Origin of the sequence: Gemmata obscuriglobus (genome assembly GCF_008065095.1) — a bacterium.
In the GTDB taxonomy this organism is placed as follows: Bacteria; Planctomycetota; Planctomycetia; order Gemmatales; family Gemmataceae; genus Gemmata; species Gemmata obscuriglobus.
Map to the genome: position 1 here is coordinate 1,976,624 of NZ_CP042911.1, position 20,399 is coordinate 1,997,022.

A 20,399-nucleotide genomic window follows, 5' to 3' on the forward strand; every position below is an offset into this window, starting at 1 on the left:
ATCGCGCCGCGCAAATCTAGCGCGATGTTGGCTCTTGTATACAGAGAGGTTCGAGCGAACAGAAACCGAAAATGAATAGATGGGTAAAATAGCGAGGATAGCCATCCCAACAATCGTCCCGGTCCAAGGAACAGAACGATACAACGGCCGCGGGCGGCGCAATCGTTGCGCCGCCCGCGGTGGTGCCATTGGGTGATCAGCCAATGAACGCCCCGCCGGGGAACTCGACTCCGAACGCGAGGAAGCTGTTGATCTCCTTGCCGCTGGAGCCGTCGAACACCTTCGTTTGGTCGGTGAAATCGGCCGCGCTCACGAGCACGTCCGGGATGCCGTCCCGGTTCACGTCCCGGGTCGCGACGTTCACCCCGCCCCCGAACACCATCGGGAACGCGTAGGTGCTGCGCATCTCGTCGCCGTTCCGACCGTTGAACACCTTCACCTGCGCCCCGCCCCGCGCGGTGCCGGTGACGATGTCGTCCAGCCCGTCGCCGTCGATGTCCCCGGTCGCCACGGTGACCCCGTTCACGAACCCGCGGTACGCGACGAAATTGTACAGCGTGGCGCCACTCTTCAGGTCGATCGCCTTCACGTTGCTGATGCCGCCCCCGGACCCGGCCACGAGGTCCGCCTTGCCGTCGCCGTTCACGTCCCCGGCGGCCAGCGTCACGCCGGTCAGCGACCCCGCGAACGCGTAGAAGTTGAGCCCCTCCGTGCCGGTGGCGCCGTCGTACACCTTGACGTGCGTCGAGCCGGTCGCGGTGCCGACGAGGATCTCCGCCTTGCCGTCGCCGTTCACGTCCCCGGCCGCGATGTTGATCCCGAGGAAGTACCAGGACGGGTCGAAGGCGTTGAAGCTGTACAGTTCCGCCCCGGTCGCACCGGAGAACACCTTCACGTGCGACAGGAACAGCCCGGGGGCGGTGATGACGTCCTGCACCCCGTCGCCGTCTACGTCCGCGGTGGCGACTTTCACGCCCGCGTTCATCGTCGGGCCGTAGGGCATGAACCCGCCCCGCGGGGTGCCGTCGGCGTTGAGCAGGTACACCAGTCCGGTCCCGACCCCGGAGCCGACCGCGACGAAGGGCTCCGAACTCGACCCGACCGGCATCGGCGCCGGACCGCCGCTGTCTTTGACGGTCACCACGGCCGTGCCCTGTTCGCCGACGGCGCCCGCCGACGGCGTCGAAAGCATGAGCGTGATGGTTTCGTCCGATTCCGCCACACCGTCGTCGGTGATCGGAATGTTCAGCGTGGCGGTGTCCGAGCCGGCCGCAAACGTGACGACATACGATACGCCGACAACGGACAGCGCGTCTGCCGACGTTACGCCGGTGAAGTCAACGCCCTCGGTGGCGGTACCACCGGTAACGAGCACCGACACGGTCAGCTCGGCGCTCAAATCGCCGGTGCGAGTGAGGGTGACTTCCGCAACCCGGCCCGCTTCGGTCGCGGTGAACTCCGCACTCGCGAACTCGACCTCGGCCATCTGCACGATCGTGCTGCTCAGCACCAGACTCCGGGTGCCGGCCGGAGCGGCGCCGATCTCGGTCGCGGCTCCCGTGGCGAGATCGATCTCGTAAACCTGGGTGGTGCCGCCGACGACCAGTGCGGCCACGGCCTTACCGGTCGCCGGAGTCCCGGGTTCGGTGACGCTGATGTCGCCGGGGATGTCGAACCCCTTCACCGCGGTGAAGTCGAGCGGGGCACCGTCAAGGGTGACCGCGAGTTGGCCGCTCTGGGTGCCGCTGTTGCCGCTCCCCTGGATGAAGAGCGAGTTGCTGGCAACGTCGAGCGTGTACTGCGTGACCGGAGCACCGGGCGCGGCGGTCGTGTAAGCGGTGCCCGAAACGCCGGTGGAGCCGGAGGGCAGGCCGTTGACGGCGCCGTCGGGGTTGGTGCCGGCAACGCTCCCCGCCAGCCCGTTGTTGCCATCAATCGCCGCGCCGGTTGCGGGGTCAACCCGGAACGTCAGCCCGGTTCCGGTGACGACGCGGAGCTGGTCCGCGGCCGGGTCGAAGCTCACGCCGTAGTTCGCGGACGCCGGCGCCGGCAGTTCGACCGGGTTGTCCGAGGCGTCCGAGAACGCGATCGTCCCGGCGGTCCCGACCGCTGTCGCGGCTCCGCTTTCGAGGGAAATGGTGTAGAGGGTGGCGGTGTCGGTGGCGGCGTTGACGCCGAGCCCGTACAGCAGGCCGTCCGCGGCCCGGAAGTCAATGCCCACCAGCGTCTCACCGGTGGCAACCCCGGTAACCGCAGTGGAGGTCACGCTATCCGCGTTGGTGGTGTCGAACGCCAGCAGGCTGGCCCCGCTGAGCGCGTACGCTGCCGCCGGTGTAGCCCGGTCTTCCAGGGTCTCGCAGCCGAGTCGAACGCCCGCGACGGCTCGTAGTGATGCGCTCATGACACCCTCTATGGGAACGGGAATTTGTCATGTGTAATCGGAAGAACCGTTCTAAATCCCCACACGAGTTCGGAGTTTTTTCGGAATTCGCTGAAGAACGTGAGACGCGGCGCAGAAGGGTAGAGAACCTGGGAGGGATCAAATTTACGCAGTTTACCGCAGAGCACCTCAGAAACCACAAACCCGGTTCAACGATCACCTAAGCGGCACGCAGTAACTCTTTGCTTTCCAGCTTCTTCGTAACTTAATCGAGTGGCCCACGTTGCCCATAGTGAGACCTTGCGCGACCCTGAGATGGGAACTGTACTGTGCGTCAAGGTGCGTGCTTGCGTAGCCGTTTGCCTACTTTGTGCCGCCATTTCTGCAACGGAATCCGTCATGATTCGCTTGGTGCTCGGAAGCCGGAACAAGAAGAAGTTGAAGGAGATGGTTGCCCTGCTCGGCTACCTTCCCCTGGACCTGACCGACCTGACGCCGTACCCGGACGCGCCGGAGGTCGAAGAGACGGCCGACACGTTCGTCGGGAACGCGGCCCTCAAGGCGACACAACTCGCGCCGGTGCTGGGCGCATGGGTGATCGGCGAGGACAGCGGGCTGTGCGTCCCCGCGCTGGGCGGCGCGCCTGGCGTGTACTCGGCGCGCTACGCGGGAACCCACGGCGACGACCAGGCCAACAACGACAAGCTGCTACGCGAGATGGCGCACCTCGGTGGCGCGGACCGGGCGGCGTATTACGTGAGCACCGCGGTGCTCGCTGACCCTACTGGCAAAGTCATTGCATCGGTCGAGGGCCGGTGCCACGGGGCCATTGTGGAGGAGCGCCGCGGGGCGGGCGGGTTCGGTTACGACCCGCTGTTCCTGGTGCCGGAGTACGGGAAGACGTTCGGGGAGTTGCCGCCGGAGGTGAAGCAGCAGATGAGCCACCGGGCGAAGGCGTTCGCGGAGCTACGCCCGGTGATGGAGCGGTTGGTCAAGGGCGAACTGTCGTAGCGGCGCGGGGCACGTCGGCAGTCAGTCGTTCGGCCGCCGGCCCGCGGGCAGTTTCATTTCCCCGAGTTCGTTGAGCTTCTTGAGTTCGGCGCGGACGCGATCGTTTTCGGCGACCTTCCCGGTTGTGGGAATCGCGGCCTTCAGATCGCGCACGTCCTGTACAAGTGCGGCGTGGGTCTCAAGCAACTTCCGCTCGCTCGGCGACCCCGGGGTGACGAGCCGGTTCCCGTCCGCGAGCGTCGGGAGTAGCGCGTCGCGAACCACGTTGTGGAACAGGCCGGTGAGTTCGGCCACCCGTTCGGCCTCTTGCCTGTCGGCGGCGTGCTGTGCGGCGCTCGCGAGCACCCTGGCGGCTTTGTGGCACTGTTGCGCCCGGTCTTCGGGCGTGTCCGCGCGGGATAACTGGACCCCGTGGTCCACGAGGTTGTCGATCAGCGTGCCGTTCGCTTTGAGGAGCCGGAGCTGGTCGGCGGGGCTCAGCGGCGCCGGAGCGGCCCCCGGGCCTTGCGCGCCGGCCCACGCCGCGAGAGCGACGAACACGGCGGTGATGTACGCCCAGCGGGCCATCGTCATCTCCCCTTGGCGAGCGACAGCTCCCGCGCGCCTTCGCGGGCCGTGTCCGCCATCCGCTTGAGTGTCGGTTGCGCGTCCTGCGGGGCCTCGGTTGCCAGCTTGTCCGCCTCGGCCGCGTCCGCCTCCAGGCGGCCTTTCAGGTTGTCGAGCAGGCGCCGCTTCTCGCCGGCGTCCATGTGAAGGGGCAGCTCCTTGACCTGCCGCACCATGCCGTCCTTCACCACTTTATCGTACCACCGGGCGAAGTCTTTCAGCTCCGCGGACGGGGCGATCCGGGCCATGCCGCGGGTCTCCCCGGCGAGGTCCTCGGCCATCCCGCCGAGCACCTCGAGCCGCTTGGCGGGGCCGTCCGCGCGTGTCAGCGCCACGTCGCGGGCCACCATCTTCCGCAGGAGCGGGTGCTCGTGCGACTCCACGAACTCGTGCGGTACGGTTCGCGGCCGGGTGCCGTACCACACGAGCCCGACCGTGATCAGCACCGCGGCCGCCAGCCCGCCGATGGAGGACGGGTGCTCACGCGCGAGCCGCGCCAGCGGGGCCACAACGCTCGGGCGCGGCGCCGGCGCGACCATCGGCCGGATGACCGGGTCGGCGGCCATCAGCTCGCCGATGAGCGCCTCTTTCCGGTCGCGGGGGGCGGACGGCACGGGCAACCGCTTGAGCATCGACTCGAGCCGCGCGGCGCGCTGCGCCCAACCCTGGCACGCTTCGCACGTGCTGACGTGCGCGAGCAGCGACGGCGGCAGGTGCCGCGGGTCTGCCAGGGCGATGATCTGGTTCTGAACGGCCTGACAGTTCATCTCGACACCAAGGACAGCACAGCCGCAAAAAAGCACACAAGGGCGACGGAATGAATGATGTTAATTAGTAACACTGTTCGTCGCCTGGCGTTCGACTTTTGTGCATTTCGCGGCCGCTACTTTTATTCTTTCGCCTCTTCCGGCACCGCGCCGGGTGGGAGCAACTCGGGGGAGAGTACCTTCATCAGCTTCTGGCGGGCCTTGAACACCCGCCACCGGGCCGTTTCCTCGGTCGTGTTGAGCACCTTCGCCACCTCGCGGAACGACAGCCCCTCCTCGACCCGGAGCAGCAGGGCGGCCCGGAAATCGGACGGCAGGTCCGCGACCGCTCGGCTCACCACCTCCAGCGCCTCGCGGTTCTCCGCGGCGCTCTCGGCCGAGTTCCCTTCCGACGCCGGCGCGGGCGTCTCGTCGGACAGTTGGTGCTTTGTGCGCCGCTCGGACCGCTTCTGGTTCACGAAGTTGTTGTGCCCGATGCGGAACACCCACGCCCGGAAGTTGCTGCCCGGCCGGAACGATTTCACCGCGGCCAGCGCCCGCAGGAACGTTTCCTGGGTCAGGTCCTCGGCGGTGTGCCGGTCGCGGGTCAGGTGGTACAGCCAGCGGTATAGCCGGTCCCAGTACGCGTCGATGAGCAACGCAAACGCGGACCGGTCGCCGTTCTGGGCGGCCCGTATCCATTCGGCCTCCGCGGACAGCGGTTCGGAGGGGGAACCTGCGAGTGGTTCGCCGTCCGCCCCGGGGAGGGCAGGGTCCGGTTCACGGGTCACGCGTCGTTCGTCCGGCGATCAGGGAGGCAAGGCGATTGGTGCATTCGTTTGTTGCCGCGGCCGTGTTTACACATTGGCCAGGCTCGCGAGGGCTGATCCCCCGCGGCCGCGCTCGCACAGCGCACCGGCAACTTCCTCATCCACCTTAACCACCCGTGCGGCCGGTTGTCCAGCACCGGCTGAATCTTGCGCCCGTTCCGCCCCGTTCGCAGGGTACAACGGGGCCGGCGGCGGTTCGTTGGCGGGCGGGGAGAATTTTGGGCCGACAGCCGCTACAGGAGGTCCGGTTGTGCCGGCGAATGCGGTGGCTCCGCTCCGGCACCGGGCGCCGCGGCTCCCGACCGCTCAAGCTCGAACGCGCGGCGCTTCTCCTGGGCGAGCGCGAACCACTCCCGCCCGCGGGGCGAACACAGGGCTACCAAGTTCGCCGCGGCGACGGCCAAGAACAGCGCGCCGAGCGCCAACAGCAGCGTGGACGGCTCGCGGGACACCGAAACCGCGATCAGCCACAGGGTGAGGCACACGACGCACCAACCGCCGACCCGCGCCCACCGGCGCCCGGTCGACATTTGCCCGCCGGCGAACAGGTGTACGGCCGCGATGCCCGCGAACTCGGGCAGGTCGTTGCTCGTCGGCTTGCTAAGCAGCAGGAACGCCGTGCAGATCAGGAAGAACGCGCCGAACGCGAAGTTCGCGTACACCGCGGCGGACACGCCCCGCGGGCGGGCGGCGAACACCTCGATCGGGTTGAACCGGTACCGGTACCCTGTCGCGGTCACGCGCGCGCCGGCGAGGTGGCGGTCCAGGTCGGCGAGCAACTCGCCCGCGTCCGCGTACCGCTCGCCCGGGGATTTGGCGGTGGCGCGGTGGACGACGTTGGCCAGGTCGGGCGGCACGGCCGGGTTGCGCCCCGCGAGCGGCGGGATCGGCTTGTGCAGCACTTCGCCCAGCAGGGCCTCGACCGTTCGGCCCCGGAACGGGAGCGTGAGGGACAGCAGCTCGTACCCGATCAGGCCGAGCGCGTACACGTCCGACGCCGGCCCCGCGGGGTTCCCGCCGAGTTGCTCGGGCGCCATGTACATCGGCGTGCCGATGGGGCCGCTGTGCGTGGTGAGCGTGGTGTCGGTGAACGACCGGGCGAGACCGAAATCGATCACCACAACCCGCCCGTCCGGTTCGACCATTACGTTTTCCGGCTTCAGGTCGCGGTGCGCCACCCCGACTGAGTGCGCGTAAGCGACCGCCGCAACCAGGTCGCGCCACACGCGCAGCGCGTCCTTCAGCCGTTCCGGCGCGGCCGGCCCGGGCGGTTGCGGCTCCGCGTGCGGCGGGGCCGCTCCGCGTGGTTGGCGGTTGAGCCACCCGCGGAGCGTCGTCCCCTGCACCTGGCGCATCGCGATGTAGCACGCCTGCGCGGTCTGGCCGACGTGGTACAGTTCGACGATGCCGGGGTGCTTGAGTTTAGAAACGGTTGCGGCCTCGCGCTGGAACCGGCCGAACAGCGTCGGGTCGGAAATGGCGCCGCCGAGCACCTTGACCGCGACCCATCGCTCCTCGTCGAGGTCCCAGGCCGCGTACACCGTGCCCATCCCGCCGCGGCCGATGGCGCAGTCGAGGCGGTAGCGGCCGAGTACGGTCCCCGGCGGGAGGTCCAAAGGGTGGTACACCTCGTCCGGGGCGGACGAGGCAAGAGAGACAGGGGGCGACGTGCCGAACATGATGTCCTCGGCGCGGAGGGGCGGAAATGGGCAACGCGAGCACCGGGCGCAGTCTAGCTCGCGTTCCGCGCCATCACAATCATTTCGCGGGCGGGAGCCACCGGGCGAGCAACTTCGTTTGCGGTCCGGCGGCCCAGTCCTTCGCCCCGCTGCTGCGGCCGACCGCCGTACCGTCCGGGGCGATCAGCCAGACCGTCGGGAGCGCCTGCACCTCGTACCGGGCGGCCCCGACCCCGCTCGCCTCGACGAGAGCGGGCGCGCCCGGGGCGAACTTGTCGAGCACCGCCTGCGCGTCGGCCGGGGTGTCGGCGTCCGTGCAAACGTGCAGCACTTTGAGGCGGCCGGCGTGCTCATGCTCCAGTCGTTGAAGGGCCGGAACCTCTTTGACGCAGTGCGTGCAGTTGGTGCCCCAAAAGTGCAGGAGGACGAGTTGCCCCTTCAGGTCGGCCAGCCGCGTCGTGCGGTCACGCGCGTCGAGCAGCGACAGCGGTGGCGGCGCGGCGCCGGTGAGGTCTGTGAACCCGGCGGCGGCCAGCAACTGTGCGTCCGCGGAAAGCGGCTTTACGGAACCGCCCCCGCCGGCCGCGAGCCGCTCGACGTGCGCAACGACCGCGTCCAGATCGGCCGGCGGGAGGGAGCGGAATGACGCCATTGCGGTCCCCGGAATGCCGTCGAACGTGACCCTCCGGATCGCTTCGGGTGTGGGCGCGAACCGCCACGGGCGGGCGGCGAAGTCGCGCGGCGGCGGGCGCAACGCGGCTGAGGCGGTCCCGTCACCGTGCCCGTCCGGGCCGTGACACGACGCGCAGTACATCTGGTACACGAGCGGCCCGCGGTCCGCGACTGGCGCGGGCGCGGGTTGGGTTTGGTCCGGCGCGGGTGCGGGTCCAACCGCCCGTTTGCGCCAGGTGCCGATTCCCCACCCGACCGCGCCGGTCGCGACCAGTAGGACCGCGGCGAGCAGCGGGAACGAGAGGCGCTTCATTTCACTGCTCCTGCCCCTGCGAGCGGCACGACCGTTACGGCCTTGCCGCTCTCGTCGAGTTCGTTCCACGCGACCACGATTTCTCCGGTCGGGGTGCCGGTGATTGCGGGGCGCGTCTGAAACGCGCCGGTCTTCGGCGCAACGGCCCGCGCCGCGCCAAACTGTGCGGCCCCCGGCGGCATCGCGCGGTGCATGATCGCGCGCCCGCCTCCGGCCCCCACCGTCGGCGCGACGGGCTCGTGTTGGTGTTTGGGTGCGGGAGCCGGTTCCGCACCGCTGCTCTCCTCCCACACGGCGTGGAGCGTGCCCGTGGCGTCCGCGAACAACTTGGCATTGCCCTGCGTGCCGCCCGCGCCCGCGTTCAACTCTTGTGCGGTGAATTTCAGATCCGAGCGCCGAGCGGAAGCGTGGTAGCACCGCTGCGAGCCGGTGCGCGCGTCCATCCAGGCCACGTGTAGCGTGTCCCCGACGAGCGCAAGCGACGGGCCGTCGTGCGGGCACCCGTTGAACGCCCACGTCGGCGGCACCACCGGAACCACGTCGAAGGAATTCGCACCGGGGCGCTTGACGCCCAGCGCGATGTCGCGGTAGCCGTTCGCGACGTTGCGGAACGCGACGTAGGCCGTGCCGTCCGGTGCGACCAGGCTCGCGGTCGGGCAGCACGGGCACACCCCTTTGTCGTCGTCCCCGGTGTGGACGACCGCTTCGGGCTCGAACGCGGCCGCGCCGGCGGGGCGCACCGCCGCGAAACACTGCTGGGCCTTGTTCCGGTTGTCCAGCCAGGACGCGAGCAGCGCCCCGTCCGGGCCGGCGGTGAGCGCGGTGAAGGTGGGCCGTGCCCCGGCCCCGCGATGCACCTGAGCCGGTGCCCCGAAGGTGTCGCCCCGGTCCCGCGACTCGACCGCTGCCATGCGCACGCCGTTCCCGCCGGGCACCGTTTCGGTCCACGCGAGGTGCAGCGCCGGCCCCGCGGCGACGAGGTGCGGCACCATGCGCAGCTCGCGGGTGACGGTCTTGCCTTTCATTTGCGAGACCGCTTTGAACACGCCCGACCGCGCGACCGATCGCGCGGGGGCGAAGTGCCGGGCGCCGTCGTCGGAGCGGGTGAGGTAGAGGGTGCGCTCGTCGTCGCCGGTGCGGGACGCCCACGCGAGGTACACCCGGCCGCCCGCGTCGGTGGCGAGCGTCGGGGCTTCGAGCGTGTCCTTCGCGTCGGCCGCGCTGAGCGCGAAGCGGCACGGGGCGGTGGGCGGTGCCGCTTCCCCGGCCGTCGGTGGCGGCGGTTCGGGCGGCCCGCCCGCGAGGTACAACCCGCCCCCGAGGCCGCCGGCCGCGAGGACGAACAGAACGGCGTACTTTGCCCAGCCGGGGCGGGCGTCCGGTGCTGTCGCGATCATCGGCTGAATCCTTTGTGTTGAACGGTGGAGATGCCGGGCGGTCGTAACGACCGCCCGACGGGCGGTCAGAACTCGCCGAGCACCTCGCCGCTGGCGCGGGTCGAGGCCGCGCGCCACGCGGCAAGGTCGACGGCGTCGCGGACGAACCGAACGCTGCCGTCGCACAGCAGCACGTTCACCCCGCCGGTGTGCGCGCTCGCGGCCTTGTAGAACCCGGCCCCGCTCCGGGCGCAGTCGATGGCCCGCTGGTTCGGCCGGTGCGTGGTGGTGAAGCAGACGTTGAACTCGCGCCCCCACAGCCAACTGCTCCCGCGGTTCCCGGCCCACCGGGTGGCGGTGGCGCACGTGGCCTCGTCGAGCAGCGCGCCCTGGCCGCCGAAGCTGGCGTACTGGCGGAGCGGCTCTATCGGGGCCGAGGCGGGCTCGGTCTGGATGTTGTTCCCGCGCAGCGCCTCCGCCATCAGCAGGGTGTTCGACGTGCCGTCCGTGACGTCGGTGATGCGGAGCTTGGACGTGTACCAGACGATGCCGTCGTTCGCGTTAGCCAGCGATTGCACGGTCACGCCGGTGCCCATGTTCACCATGTAGTTGTTCGGCGTCCAGTCCGCCAAGTTGTTCTGGTACAGGACCGGCCCCGCGTCGGACGGGCAGAGGAACAGCCCGACCGGCGATTTCGCGGGCGTGGCGTGAACGGGGTTGAGGGTTTGCGACCCGCCGCTCCCGAGTGTGATGGCCTGCGTGAAATCGACCAGCTTGCGGAGGTTGTCCTGCTCGACGTGCGGCAGCAACTGGGCCTGGAACGAGAACGCCCACTGGCTGGCGTTCTGCGTCGCCCCGGCCGGGAACTGGCCCATCGCTCCTTCGTAGTTGTGCGCGGCCAGCCCGAGCTGTTTGAGGTTGTTCTGGCACTTCATCCGTGCGGCGGCCTCGCGGACCTTTTGCACCGCGGGCAGCAAGAGGCCGATCAGGATCGCGATGATCGCGATCACTACGAGCAACTCAATGAGGGTAAATCCGGAACGCTTGTTCACGGTGAGAATCTCCTGATGTACGTGCGGGACGTGCCGGTACGAGCCGACACGGACGTTCGGTCGGTGCGCGCGGTCCCGGGGCGAGCGGGTCGCGAACGAAAGCAACGGAAACGTCAGGAGATTCGCGGGGGCCGGGTCGGCGGGCGGAACGAGACGGGGGTGATGTGGACGGCCGGTTCACGGACGGAATCGGCCAGGGCAAACGCCCCGCGCGGTGCCACGGGCCGCGCGGGAACCGAGATCAGTTCGAGCTTGAGCAGCCCGCCGGGGCCTTCGCCGCGGCACTTCTGCGCGAACATCCCCGCGACCCACCGGACGACCGGCTTGCTCGCCTGGGGTTCGTGCTCGCCGTCCGCGTGCGGGGCGCTCTCGCAGCAGGATTTTGTGTTCTTCGTGCAGCAGGTCTGTTTGCTCGTGCGGGCGAGCTGCCGCGCCGCGACCGTGGGGCGGACGTGTTCCGGCGGCGTGATCCCGCGCTCTTCGGCCCAGGCCAGCTTCTGTTCGAGCGTGAAGCAGCAACAGTCGCCGGCCCAGCCCTGCTCGCTGGTCTGGCAGCCGCACGGGTGGCTCTGGCACGGAAACGGGATCGCCCCTGGCCCGCCCTTCGCAGGGCGAACGAGGACCGGCGCCCCGGTGGCCGCGATCACCTGTGCCAACAGTGCCGCAACCGCCACCATGTGACGGAGGGCGTTGGTCAGTCGTGGTCGGGAGAGCCGCATTCGGGCATTCAGGGTGGGAAGGTACAGGCATTTTACGGCCGCCGCCCCACAACGCCAGCACCGACCCCGCAGAAGCCGCGGAGGGTGCAAAAGGGCACGTGTGATCGCGGAACTCGTGTGTTTTCACCGCAACAGTTGAGTTCGGAACATGCTGACCCGAGACCGTGGCGACGAGTCGTATTAACAGCGACGACAACTACGGCTACATTTGATGCGCTGGGACGTGTCAGAACGGCGCGAAGGTGGGATGTGAGATGACCGTTTACTTCTGTTCTTCCACCGTTCCCAGTCCCCACCCCCCAACTTCCCGTCCCGGCCCCACTGACAAATCCCTGAGTGACTAAAAACAGCGTTCGTTGTACCCCCCGCTCTACAGGTCTGCACCGATGTCACGGAACGGCACGCTTCGGTTCGCGTTTGGTTCGTTGCTTGTGCTTTCGGTGCCCCTCGTGGCGGTGGCGGACGATGACCTCGTCCGCCAGGTTCGGGACGGACACCGGGCGGCTCGTGAGTCGATCCAGACGCTCACTGCGACGCTGACCAGTGAGCAAATTCATCCGGATCGCCAGATCGTGACTCAAGCAAAGTACAGCCGTTCTGGCGGTGTCGCCCGCATTCGGGAAGGCCGGGAAGGTGGCCACACCGAAGACCTGTTGATGAAAGGGGGCGAAATCCGCCACATCGGGCGGTCGTGGAAGGCGGGGAAGGCTGGGCCGTCTGCGGTCGCTTTCCGCGCGCCGGGAAACGCGTTCTTTGGCCCGGGCGATGTGTGGCGCGAAATGTTGATTGAACTCACCGGCCCGGCCGGGGGGCAACTGGATCTCGACCAGCTCCTGACAGCGGCAGACGGCCCCGTGCGGGCAGATCGAGAGAAGCTGGACGGCCGCGAGTGCGTTCGGCTGCGGTTTTCGGCAACGTACCCGAGCGGCGCGAAGGAGCGTGTGACGCTTTGGCACGACATCGGCCGCAATTATTTGGTCTGCCGAGTGCTAGTTGAACGTCCCGACCTGCCGACCTCTCGCTACAGCGTGCTTCAGGTTCTCGATTTTATCGAGCCGCAACCGGGTGTCGTCTTTCCCGTTAAGGTGCGGCGCGAACACTTTCGTAACGGGGAGATGTTTTCCGCCACGGTTGCCACGCTCACAGACGTAACCATCAACAAGCTGTTGCCGCCCGACGCACTGGCGCTTCCGCAAGTACCGAGGGGAACGACGTTGCACGACCGAATTGAAGGCAAGGAAGGGCCGATCGATTCGGATTGGAAGCCGCTGGGGGTGATGCGGCCGGCGGCCCCGCCCCCCCTTCCGCCGGCGCCGAAAGTCGCGCCGGCGGACGCCCCCGCCGTACCGTCCACGTCCGAACCAGTTTCGACCGGTCGTTGGGTGCTGAGCGGCTCGCTTGTGCTTCTTGTTCTTGCGGCCGGTGTGGCCGTCGTCAGCCGGGTGCGTGCTCGCCGTAACTCTACTGCTTGAGGTCGCCCATGAGAACGATAGGTTTCCTCCCCGACCGGGCCGTGCCGGGCGTCTTCCCACGCGTTACCGGTGGACTGGTCGCCAGCCCGACCGCGGTCGTACTCGGCGACATCCCGCTCGAGCAACCGACGAGAATGACCGTCCGGCTCCGCAACAACGGTGCCCTCAATCGGCGCGTCCAATCGGTGGGTGGTCTGCAACCGGACCGGTTCGATGTCCGATTGGTGTCGCCCGATGCTTCCGACTCCGGCCACCCCGCTCCGGAATTGCCTGTCGCCGGGACCGGGATGGTTCGGGTGGGGGACGGCTCGTTCACGCTGACCATCCCGGTGACAACCGTTGGGGCGAAACCATGACCCGCACGCGCACTGCCTTCACTCTTGTCGAAGTTCTGGTCGTAATCGGGGTGACGGGTGTCCTGATCGGTTTGCTCCTGTCTGCGGTCCAGGCGGCACGCGGGGCGGCGGCCCGACTCGCGTGCGCGAACAACCTGAAACAGATCGCTCTCGCGACCCACCACTACCACGAGGCGCGAGGCACGTTCCCGGCGGCCTACGACTCGCTCAACGGCCCTCCGGGTTCGCTCGCGTGGCCGGTTGTTCGCTGGCCGGTACGGCTCCTTCCGTACCTCGATCAAGACGCTCTTTGGGCACAAACTGAGGCGGCGTATCGGGTAACAACGGACGCGAATCGGAACCCGCCGCATGTCGGCTTGTCCACGGTCGTCAAAGTGTATGCGTGCCCGGCCGACGGGCGGTTGGCCGCTCCTCTTACCGACGACCGCGGGTACACAGCCGCTTACGGCTCGTACGAAGGCGTCGGTGGTGGCGTCGCGCGGGCCGGACACGAAGGCGCCGATGGGGTGACGCGGCCGGCGGGCTCCGACGGCGTGATGCGGGGGCCGCTCGGAGTGCGGTTGGCCGAAATCACCGACGGCGCGAGTGCGACCGTGATGATCGGTGAAAAACCGCCCTGGGGGCGGTACCTCGGTGGCACGTGGTACGCAAGCATCATTGACGACCCGGCGCTGGTGAGCGACCCGAATTATGGCGGGGGGGCGATCGGCTCAATGCACGCGCGCGACGACGGCGACTGGTACGGCTGTCGCGGGCCGTTCCGGTTCGGCCCCGGGCGGTTGAGCAACCGATGCGACGCAAACCATTTTTGGAGCACGCACGGTGGCGGTGGACAGTTCGCTTTCGCGGACGGCGCGGTCCGGTTCCTCTCCTACGCGGCGGCCGACATTCTACCCGCACTGGCGACCCGTGCCGGCGGCGAAATCGTTCCGGACTAGTTCCGAAGCACGTCGGGCTGGCATGGCAGTCCAATATCGCCCTCGGCCCGGACAGCGTTTTCGGTCAGTAGCCGGGCGCAACTCGACGCTGGTGTGTCCAGACTCTGTGGCAGATATTACAACACGCGCAGAAGCTGGCTGGTGCCGACGGACGGGCTTCGCCCCGTCAGTCGGTCCCAGTCGGCGTTTTGGGCGTTCCCTTTTCTCGGCGTGGCGGTAACGGGCGCTCGATCGGCACCGGGGCTGCCACCTTGCGGTACCCCAGACACCGCGCGACATGCAACACCTCGAGCCACGTCGGGTAGCGCCGGCCGAACCGCTTCTGAAACTCGGCGATCGCGCGCAGGAACTCGACCTCGTCATCGGCCATGTCGCCACCGTCGAAGTACGGAGAGTAAGAGGTGTAACTCATCCAGTGCGACATGGGGCCGTCACCTTCTTTATTGGACCGCAACGGGATAAGGCCAGAAACCCGGCGCGGCAACGGAACACTTCGACCCAGTACCGGGCGCACCCGGCGCAGGTTGATTAGTGATATTTTGTACACTTTCGATATTGCGCGACGCAAGGTGATTGTCAACACGAGGGCGCGGATTTTTCGCGCGGTAGCGGATACGATGCGCAGGACCGGAACTGCGGGCCGTGAGGGGTGTGCGATGCGATGCGTACTGGCTGGGGGTGTTGCGTTCGTGCTGGCGTGCGCGGTCGGGACCGCCGACGAGCCGCAGAAGCCGCGCGAGAAGCCGAAGTACGAGTACCGCCAGGAGCACGACCCGAACGGGATCGGGAAGTTCTACCTCGACCGCGAGATCGCGCACGTCATGGGTTTCCAGGCCGCCGGCTGGCTCGAACGCAAAGAGCGCATCAAGGAGGAAGACCCCGAAAAGCTCATCAAGGCGCTCGACCTCAAGGAGGGCATGGTGGTCGCGGACGTGGGCGCCGGCAGCGGCTATCACACGTTCATGATGGCGCCGCGGGTGGGCGAGAAGGGGAAGGTGATCGCGTCGGACATCCAGCAGGAGATGCTCGACATCGTCACCAAGAAGGCCAAGGACAAGAAGCTCACGAACGTCGAGGCCGTGAAGGGCACCACCACCGACCCGAAGCTACCCGCGGGGCAGGTGGATCTCATCCTCTTGGTGGACGTGTACCACGAGTTCGAGTTCCCCTACGAGATGACGGAAAAGATGGTCGCGGCGCTCAAGCCGGGCGGGCGCCTGGTGTTCGTCGAGTTCCGGCTGGAAGACGACAAGGTCGCGATCAAACTGGTCCACAAGATGAGCGAGCGGCAGGTGCTGAAGGAGGCCGCGGTGTTCCCGGAACTGGAGCACACGAAAACCGTGGGCACGCTCCCGTGGCAGCACGTCGTCATTTTCACCAAGAAGGGCGAGAAGAAGTGATCGCGCTGCTACTCGTGTGCCTCGGCGCGCCCCCGGCGCCGCCGGCCGTCGTCAAATCCGAACCGGACGCCGCACTCACCGCCTCGTTCCGTCAGAAGGACGGGTGGGTCGGTGGCGACGGGGCGTTCTCCGTTTCGCTCGGCGAGAAGCGGGCGCTGTGGCTGTTCAGCGACACCTGGGTCGGTGCCGTTCGCGACGGTAAACGCAAGGACGTGGAACTGGTCAACAACAGCGTCGGCGTCGAGGACGGAACCGGTGCCGACCGCAAGCTGTCGTTCGCGATCCAGAAGGGGGCGAAGGGCAAGCCCGCCGCGCTCTTTACGCCGCCGGACGGGGAAGGGTGGTTCTGGCAGTTCGCCGGGCACGTGGCGGACGACAAGTTGCACGTCTTTCTGCCCCGGTTCGAGAAGACGAGCGACCCCGGGGCGTTCGGGTTCCGGGGCTTCGACCTGTGGCTGGGCACGGTCGCGCGGCCGGACGCCGACCCGCTCAAGTGGAAGCCCGAGTACACCAAGGTGCCGTTCGCGGACCTGACGGGCAAGCGCAAGTGGGCGTTCGGCTCGGCGGTGCTGACGGTCGGCGATTTCGCCTACGTTTACGGCTACGAAGAAACGCCGAGCAAGCCGTTCCCGGTGCGGAAGCTGCTCACCGCCCGCGTTCCCAGGGACAAGCTGGCCGACTTCAAGGCGTGGCGGTTCCTGGCGAACGGCGAATGGACGGCCGACCCGAAGGACGCCGCGGGGCAGGCCGACAAAGTTGCGGTGGAGCTTTCCGTGAGCTACCTTCCCGGCCTCAAGCAGTACGCGCTGGTCCACACCGAAAACGGCCTTTCGGACCGCATCGTCGGCCGGTTCGCGCCGGCCCCCGAAGGGCCGTGGTCGGACCCCGTGCTGCTGTACACGTGCCCCGAGATGAAAAAGGACAAGCGGGTGTTCAGCTACGCGGCGAAGGCGCACTCGCACCTCGCGACCGGGAACGAACTGGTGATCTCGTATGTGGTCAACTCGTTCGACCTGGGGCCGGTCGTCAACAACGCCGAGCTGTACTGGCCGCTGTTCGTCCGGGTGCGGCTGAAGTGAGCGCGGCGTACACTTCCTGTTCGCCCGCCCTCGAACGACGGAGCGCGATATGAGCCTGACCGGAAAGCGGGTCGCGGTGCTGGTGGAGCAGCAGTACCAGGAAATGGAAGTGTGGTACCCGGTGTACCGGTTGCGCGAGGCGGGGTGCGTGGTGGAACTGGTCGGCCCGGAGGCGGGCAAGACGTACTCGAGCAAGCTCGGCTACCCCGCGAAGGCGACGCTGGCGGCGAAGGACGCGCACGCGACCGACTTCGCCGCGGTGGTGGTCCCGGGCGGGTTCGCGCCGGACTACATCCGCCGCAGCGAGCCGATGCTGAAGCTGGTGCGCGACGCGCTGGCGCAGAACAAGCCGGTCGCGGCGATCTGCCACGGCCCGTGGGTGCTGTGCAGTACGACCGGCCTGAAGGGGCGGAAGGTGACGTGCTTCCACTCGATCAAGGACGACGTGGTCAACGCGGGCGGCACCTACGTCGACCAGGAAGTGTGCGTCGACGGGAACGTCATCACGAGCCGCACGCCGGAGGACTTGCCGGCGTTCGTAGTGGCGCTGATCGAGATGATGCACAAGGGGTAATTGCGCCGGCTCAATAAATAATCTGAGTCGCACGATTCTGCCGCCGTGCGGCTCGCGCCGCATTCCTGAAAATGCGGACCGCACAGAAGTCGGAATTCTTCTCTCGGGGCGACTGATTGAAGCTCGTCGCCCCGGCGACACTCAGTCTAAAGAGACGATTTCACCTTTGTCGGGAGTGACTGCGCCCCAAAATGTTGTGTGACTAGTGTTTTCGCCTATGAACCTGACGCTTCCGTCGGCCAGGCCGCAGAGGAGCCCGCCTGACAACGACGATTGCGGAATTCGTGGGTCACATTTTTCAAATGTCGGCCGAACTTGGAAGGTCAGTGGCAAGCTTCCAACAGAAACCGCGCCGCCCTGACCCATAGTCGTTTCTGGACGAACATCGAGAAACATAGGCGAATCCGCAAAGGTCGCTCGACGTGGAACTCCAGATTCGCACGGGATTATCTTCCCAGATCCATCCATACATACCGATCCATTGTATTTCCAGTAGAACGTGGTGTAGTTGCAAGAGCCGTAGTGTTCAGTTGTCGCTATAGTTGTTGATAAACCGTCAGGAATCGATGCAGAGAACCGACCGCCGGAATACACGCGGGGGTTGAAGGCGATGCTCGTCGCGCTCTCCTGGGGCGACTCACTCGTCGGGAAAAGTGGAGCAGGTAGGGTGACTGTAAGAGAAGGATCTGATCGAAATCGAATCATCTTTGGAGGGTGGTTTAGGTCCGCTTCAAGGAACGGCCCAAGGATGCACATGACAGAATATCCGCCCGTTGAGTGCATGTTGCCATCGACACTCGGCCACTTGTCTTGATTGGCACTTGCGTAATTGTGAGAGGCAAGGACGACCTGCCTGATGGCATTGGTGTTCACTAATCGCAGTGCCGCGTTACGAACTTTTTGTACAGCCGGCAGGAGCAGGCCGATAAGAACGGCAATTATGGCGATCACTACAAGCAGCTCCACGAGCGTGAACGCACGACGTGATCGATCGACCATTCTGCCGTCCTCCTGTGCGATTCGCGCATGCACTATAACGCCGGGTCATTGCTGGTCGTCTGTCTATACAACGGCCGCATCGGGCTGGCAATACGTAGGCCGGTGCCAGAGCCGATGCGGGGTTGCGCCCGGCGGCGCATCGGCCGTGCTGAGGGTGGTTCCAGAGGGGGCCTGATGACCGAAGCGGAATGGTGGGCGTGTGCCGACCCGGTGAAACTCTTGGCGTCTGCCCGTCGCAAAAAGAAGTTGTTGACGGACCGCAAATTTAGGTTGTTTGCCGTCGAATGCACCCGCGCCGTGTGGGATTTGTTGCCGAGTGAAAACGGTCACAAAGCCGCAGGTGTGGCGGAGAGATACGCCGATGGCACAGCCACGAAGAAAGAACTCCTCGCTGCGCATCTCGCCGCAGTACGCGACACCGCGGAGGAGAAGGACATCACCAACCAAGCCGAGTACGCGGCGAATCAAGCGTTGTTCTCGGCCATCAATGCGTCCGGTGACCGGAGCAACTTACGTTACGCGGCCGAGTGTGCTGTCGAGTGCGCAGCGGATGATTCGGAAGCAGTAGCCGAGCGCGTGCGGCAGTGCGTGACGCTTCGCGACATTCTCGGCAACCCGTTCCGCCCGGTTGCCTTCACTCCGGACTGGCGCACTGGCACCGCGGTGTCACTGGCTCGCGGGATGTACGAATCGCGGGACTTCAGCGCGATGCCGATTCTCGCCGACGCCCTTCAAGACGCCGGGTGCGACTCCGACGACATCCTTTCGCACTGCCAAGGTCCGGGGCCGCACGTGCGCGGATGCTGGGTCGTAGACTTGGTGCTCGGGAAAGAGTAGTATCGAGCCGAACTGGCGGCGTTGAATCGATGGTCGGGTGCCCGATCCCGGACTGTACCGCGGCGGATGCTGTCGCGCCTCCGACCGCCCTCAAGTCTCAAAACGCTCCCGACCGTTTCGCCCCGCACGTCCGCCGGTTCAAAAGGAGTGTGCCCATGACTCGGCTCCTGACCGCCCTCGCCATCTGCATCGTCGCGGCCCCCGCCCGCGGCACCGAATCGCCGCTGGCCGAGAAGTTCTTACACGACGGCCGGCTCGCGGAGGGGGAGACGGCCCTGTTGGTTGTCCTCGACGCCGCCCCGAAGGACGACACGACCCGGTTCGGCCTGGGGATGATCCAGTTCGCGCGGGCGGTGGAGAACCTCGGCCGGGCGCTGTACGAGTACGGGTGCGTGTCCGAGAAGGCGACGCAGCCGTTTCTGCGGCTCCCGGTGCCGAAGAACGACGCGCCGGCGGTCATCAGCTACCGGGCACTCGGGCGCATCCTCGACGCCTTCGCCACGGACCTCCAGCGGGCCGAGCGCACCCTCGCCGGCATCACCGACGACAAGGTGAAGCTGCGGCTGCGGCTGGCCAACGTCGCCTTCGACTTCGCCGGCACCGGCGAGAGCCACACGACCCTGATCGACCTGCTCAACACGCTGAACGGCGGGCGGTTCGGGTTCCAGACGGACAACCCCGAGTTCCGCGTCCACTTCGACCGCGGGGACGTGGCGTGGCTGCGGTCGTACTGCTATTTGCTCTCGGCGATGGTGGAAGGGTACCGGTCGGTGGACGAGGAGGCCGGGTTCGAGGTGCGGGTGCGGGACATCTTCCCGAAGGTGGCCCCACCGGCCCGCGAGCCCGACCCGAACTGGCTCGGCGGGCTCAAGGTCGTGGACCCGCCCCGGCTGCGGCGGGCGCGGCTCCACATGGTGGCGGTGTGCGAACTGAACCGCGAGACGTGGATGCACATCCGCGTGGAAACCGACGACGACTACGAGTGGCTCCCGCACCCCAAGCAGACCGACCAGTTGGGCCTGCCGCTGACGGACGAGCGGATCGACGCGTGGCTGGCGATGATGGCGCAAGGAGAAGAGCTGTTGAAGGGCGAGCGGCTGGTGCCGGGGTTCCTGATCTCGTTCGTCTTCCGGGAGCACCCGGTCGAACAGGGGCTGAACCTGAAGACCTTGCTCGACGACCCGCCAGCGGACCTGCTGAACGAGAAGCGCCTGCGGTTGAAGGGGATCGATGCGAAGTACCTGGAGCCGGAGAAGGGCAAGAAGCTACTCGACCTGAGCACGCTGGGGCCGATCAACCAGTTGTTCAACGGGCCGTTCGGGTTCGCCTACGCCGCCCGATTGAACTGACATCCGAGTGG

At 67.1% G+C, this 20,399-nt stretch carries 20 protein-coding genes; 9 read left to right on the forward strand and 11 right to left on the reverse strand.

The annotated features are described in order from the left end of the window. Nucleotides 1–196 precede the first annotated feature (196 nt). Nucleotides 197–2,401, reverse strand: a complete 2,205-nt coding sequence (locus tag GobsT_RS08275; RefSeq protein ID WP_010041676.1) for a DUF4394 domain-containing protein — start codon at nucleotides 2,399–2,401, stop codon at nucleotides 197–199. 378 nt (nucleotides 2,402–2,779) lie between these two features. On the opposite strand from GobsT_RS08275, the gene rdgB reads away from it, so the two are divergent. Continuing rightward, complete coding sequence (gene rdgB / locus GobsT_RS08280; protein WP_010041674.1) at nucleotides 2,780–3,391, forward strand: RdgB/HAM1 family non-canonical purine NTP pyrophosphatase; 612 nt, start codon at nucleotides 2,780–2,782, stop codon at nucleotides 3,389–3,391. A 21-nt stretch (nucleotides 3,392–3,412) separates the two neighbouring features. Here rdgB and GobsT_RS08285 read toward each other — a convergent pair whose 3' ends face one another. From GobsT_RS08285 to GobsT_RS08320, 8 genes are all read right to left on the reverse strand, one after another. Then, nucleotides 3,413–3,958 (reverse strand): hypothetical protein, encoded by a 546-nt coding sequence (locus tag GobsT_RS08285; RefSeq protein ID WP_029600965.1) that lies wholly within the window; start codon nucleotides 3,956–3,958, stop codon nucleotides 3,413–3,415. Between the two features lie 2 nt (nucleotides 3,959–3,960). Next, nucleotides 3,961–4,764, reverse strand: a complete 804-nt coding sequence (locus GobsT_RS08290; protein ID WP_010041670.1) for a hypothetical protein — start codon at nucleotides 4,762–4,764, stop codon at nucleotides 3,961–3,963. Between the two features lie 122 nt (nucleotides 4,765–4,886). Beyond that, the gene (locus GobsT_RS08295) at nucleotides 4,887–5,534 is read right to left on the reverse strand and encodes an RNA polymerase sigma factor (RefSeq protein ID WP_010041668.1); all 648 of its coding nucleotides are present in this window, start codon (nucleotides 5,532–5,534) and stop codon (nucleotides 4,887–4,889) included. 272 nt (nucleotides 5,535–5,806) lie between these two features. Continuing rightward, a complete protein-coding gene (locus tag GobsT_RS08300; protein WP_081471689.1) occupies nucleotides 5,807–7,252 on the reverse strand; it encodes a serine/threonine-protein kinase in 1,446 nt (481 codons plus the stop codon). Between the two features lie 79 nt (nucleotides 7,253–7,331). Beyond that, a complete protein-coding gene (locus GobsT_RS08305) occupies nucleotides 7,332–8,237 on the reverse strand; it encodes a redoxin domain-containing protein (protein WP_010041663.1) in 906 nt (301 codons plus the stop codon). Beyond that, on the reverse strand, nucleotides 8,234–9,634 hold the full coding sequence (locus GobsT_RS08310; RefSeq protein ID WP_010041660.1) for a hypothetical protein: 1,401 nt from the start codon (nucleotides 9,632–9,634) through the stop codon (nucleotides 8,234–8,236). The genes GobsT_RS08305 and GobsT_RS08310 overlap by 4 nt, the downstream gene beginning before the upstream one ends. 65 nt (nucleotides 9,635–9,699) lie before the next feature. Continuing rightward, nucleotides 9,700–10,665: a DUF1559 domain-containing protein gene (locus GobsT_RS08315; protein ID WP_197905106.1), complete on the reverse strand. Its 966-nt coding sequence runs from the start codon at nucleotides 10,663–10,665 to the stop codon at nucleotides 9,700–9,702. A 113-nt stretch (nucleotides 10,666–10,778) separates the two neighbouring features. Next, a complete protein-coding gene (locus tag GobsT_RS08320; RefSeq protein ID WP_029600963.1) occupies nucleotides 10,779–11,384 on the reverse strand; it encodes a hypothetical protein in 606 nt (201 codons plus the stop codon). A gap of 386 nt (nucleotides 11,385–11,770) precedes the next feature. Here GobsT_RS08320 and GobsT_RS08325 point away from each other — a divergent pair, with 386 nt between their 5' ends. Genes GobsT_RS08325 through GobsT_RS08335 form a run of 3 tightly spaced genes read left to right on the forward strand, consistent with a single transcriptional unit; the run spans nucleotide 11,771 to nucleotide 14,150 of the window. Continuing rightward, nucleotides 11,771–12,856, forward strand: coding sequence for a hypothetical protein (locus GobsT_RS08325; protein WP_010041655.1), 1,086 nt, complete (start codon nucleotides 11,771–11,773; stop codon nucleotides 12,854–12,856). A gap of 8 nt (nucleotides 12,857–12,864) precedes the next feature. Continuing rightward, nucleotides 12,865–13,212: a hypothetical protein gene (locus GobsT_RS08330; protein ID WP_010041654.1), complete on the forward strand. Its 348-nt coding sequence runs from the start codon at nucleotides 12,865–12,867 to the stop codon at nucleotides 13,210–13,212. After that, nucleotides 13,209–14,150 carry a DUF1559 family PulG-like putative transporter gene (locus GobsT_RS08335; RefSeq protein WP_010041653.1) on the forward strand — a complete coding sequence of 314 codons (942 nt, stop codon included), beginning with the start codon at nucleotides 13,209–13,211 and terminating at the stop codon, nucleotides 14,148–14,150. Before GobsT_RS08330 ends, GobsT_RS08335 begins: the two co-directional genes overlap by 4 nt. Before the next feature lie 166 nt (nucleotides 14,151–14,316). On the opposite strand, the gene GobsT_RS08340 is transcribed toward GobsT_RS08335, so the two are convergent. After that, a complete protein-coding gene (locus GobsT_RS08340) occupies nucleotides 14,317–14,574 on the reverse strand; it encodes a hypothetical protein (protein WP_010041651.1) in 258 nt (85 codons plus the stop codon). 232 nt (nucleotides 14,575–14,806) lie between these two features. On the opposite strand from GobsT_RS08340, the gene GobsT_RS08345 reads away from it, so the two are divergent. The 3 genes from GobsT_RS08345 to GobsT_RS08355 are packed head-to-tail and all read left to right on the forward strand — an operon-like array spanning nucleotide 14,807 to nucleotide 17,203. Then, nucleotides 14,807–15,550: a class I SAM-dependent methyltransferase gene (locus GobsT_RS08345; RefSeq protein ID WP_010041650.1), complete on the forward strand. Its 744-nt coding sequence runs from the start codon at nucleotides 14,807–14,809 to the stop codon at nucleotides 15,548–15,550. Beyond that, on the forward strand, nucleotides 15,547–16,629 hold the full coding sequence (locus GobsT_RS08350) for a DUF4185 domain-containing protein (protein ID WP_109571209.1): 1,083 nt from the start codon (nucleotides 15,547–15,549) through the stop codon (nucleotides 16,627–16,629). The genes GobsT_RS08345 and GobsT_RS08350 overlap by 4 nt, the downstream gene beginning before the upstream one ends. Before the next feature lie 49 nt (nucleotides 16,630–16,678). After that, nucleotides 16,679–17,203: a type 1 glutamine amidotransferase domain-containing protein gene (locus GobsT_RS08355; protein WP_010041648.1), complete on the forward strand. Its 525-nt coding sequence runs from the start codon at nucleotides 16,679–16,681 to the stop codon at nucleotides 17,201–17,203. A 141-nt stretch (nucleotides 17,204–17,344) separates the two neighbouring features. Here GobsT_RS08355 and GobsT_RS08360 read toward each other — a convergent pair whose 3' ends face one another. Then, nucleotides 17,345–18,202, reverse strand: coding sequence for a type II secretion system protein (locus GobsT_RS08360; protein ID WP_081471687.1), 858 nt, complete (start codon nucleotides 18,200–18,202; stop codon nucleotides 17,345–17,347). A gap of 27 nt (nucleotides 18,203–18,229) precedes the next feature. Here GobsT_RS08360 and GobsT_RS39470 point away from each other — a divergent pair, with 27 nt between their 5' ends. Further along, nucleotides 18,230–19,039 (forward strand): hypothetical protein, encoded by an 810-nt coding sequence (locus GobsT_RS39470; protein ID WP_232068342.1) that lies wholly within the window; start codon nucleotides 18,230–18,232, stop codon nucleotides 19,037–19,039. 155 nt (nucleotides 19,040–19,194) lie between these two features. Then, nucleotides 19,195–20,388, forward strand: coding sequence for a hypothetical protein (locus GobsT_RS08370; protein WP_010041644.1), 1,194 nt, complete (start codon nucleotides 19,195–19,197; stop codon nucleotides 20,386–20,388). The last annotated feature ends 11 nt before the right edge of the window (nucleotides 20,389–20,399 follow it).

Excerpts from the sequence above, each read along its gene's own strand:
- GobsT_RS08345 (WP_010041650.1), top strand. The coding sequence starts at position 14,807 with ATGCGATGCGTACTGGCTGGGGGTGTTGCGTTCGTGCTGGCGTGCGCG.
- GobsT_RS08320 (WP_029600963.1), bottom strand. The coding sequence starts at position 11,384 with ATGCGGCTCTCCCGACCACGACTGACCAACGCCCTCCGTCACATGGTG.
- GobsT_RS08360 (WP_081471687.1), bottom strand. The coding sequence starts at position 18,202 with ATGGTCGATCGATCACGTCGTGCGTTCACGCTCGTGGAGCTGCTTGTA.
- GobsT_RS08285 (WP_029600965.1), bottom strand. The coding sequence starts at position 3,958 with ATGGCCCGCTGGGCGTACATCACCGCCGTGTTCGTCGCTCTCGCGGCG.
- GobsT_RS08330 (WP_010041654.1), top strand. The coding sequence starts at position 12,865 with ATGAGAACGATAGGTTTCCTCCCCGACCGGGCCGTGCCGGGCGTCTTC.
- GobsT_RS08325 (WP_010041655.1), top strand. The coding sequence starts at position 11,771 with ATGTCACGGAACGGCACGCTTCGGTTCGCGTTTGGTTCGTTGCTTGTG.
- GobsT_RS08310 (WP_010041660.1), bottom strand. The coding sequence starts at position 9,634 with ATGATCGCGACAGCACCGGACGCCCGCCCCGGCTGGGCAAAGTACGCC.
- GobsT_RS08275 (WP_010041676.1), bottom strand. The coding sequence starts at position 2,401 with ATGAGCGCATCACTACGAGCCGTCGCGGGCGTTCGACTCGGCTGCGAG.
- GobsT_RS08300 (WP_081471689.1), bottom strand. The coding sequence starts at position 7,252 with ATGTTCGGCACGTCGCCCCCTGTCTCTCTTGCCTCGTCCGCCCCGGAC.
- GobsT_RS08290 (WP_010041670.1), bottom strand. The coding sequence starts at position 4,764 with ATGAACTGTCAGGCCGTTCAGAACCAGATCATCGCCCTGGCAGACCCG.
- GobsT_RS39470 (WP_232068342.1), top strand. The coding sequence starts at position 18,230 with ATGCACTATAACGCCGGGTCATTGCTGGTCGTCTGTCTATACAACGGC.
- GobsT_RS08335 (WP_010041653.1), top strand. The coding sequence starts at position 13,209 with ATGACCCGCACGCGCACTGCCTTCACTCTTGTCGAAGTTCTGGTCGTA.
- GobsT_RS08340 (WP_010041651.1), bottom strand. The coding sequence starts at position 14,574 with ATGTCGCACTGGATGAGTTACACCTCTTACTCTCCGTACTTCGACGGT.
- GobsT_RS08355 (WP_010041648.1), top strand. The coding sequence starts at position 16,679 with ATGAGCCTGACCGGAAAGCGGGTCGCGGTGCTGGTGGAGCAGCAGTAC.
- GobsT_RS08305 (WP_010041663.1), bottom strand. The coding sequence starts at position 8,237 with ATGAAGCGCCTCTCGTTCCCGCTGCTCGCCGCGGTCCTACTGGTCGCG.
- GobsT_RS08370 (WP_010041644.1), top strand. The coding sequence starts at position 19,195 with ATGACTCGGCTCCTGACCGCCCTCGCCATCTGCATCGTCGCGGCCCCC.
- rdgB (WP_010041674.1), top strand. The coding sequence starts at position 2,780 with ATGATTCGCTTGGTGCTCGGAAGCCGGAACAAGAAGAAGTTGAAGGAG.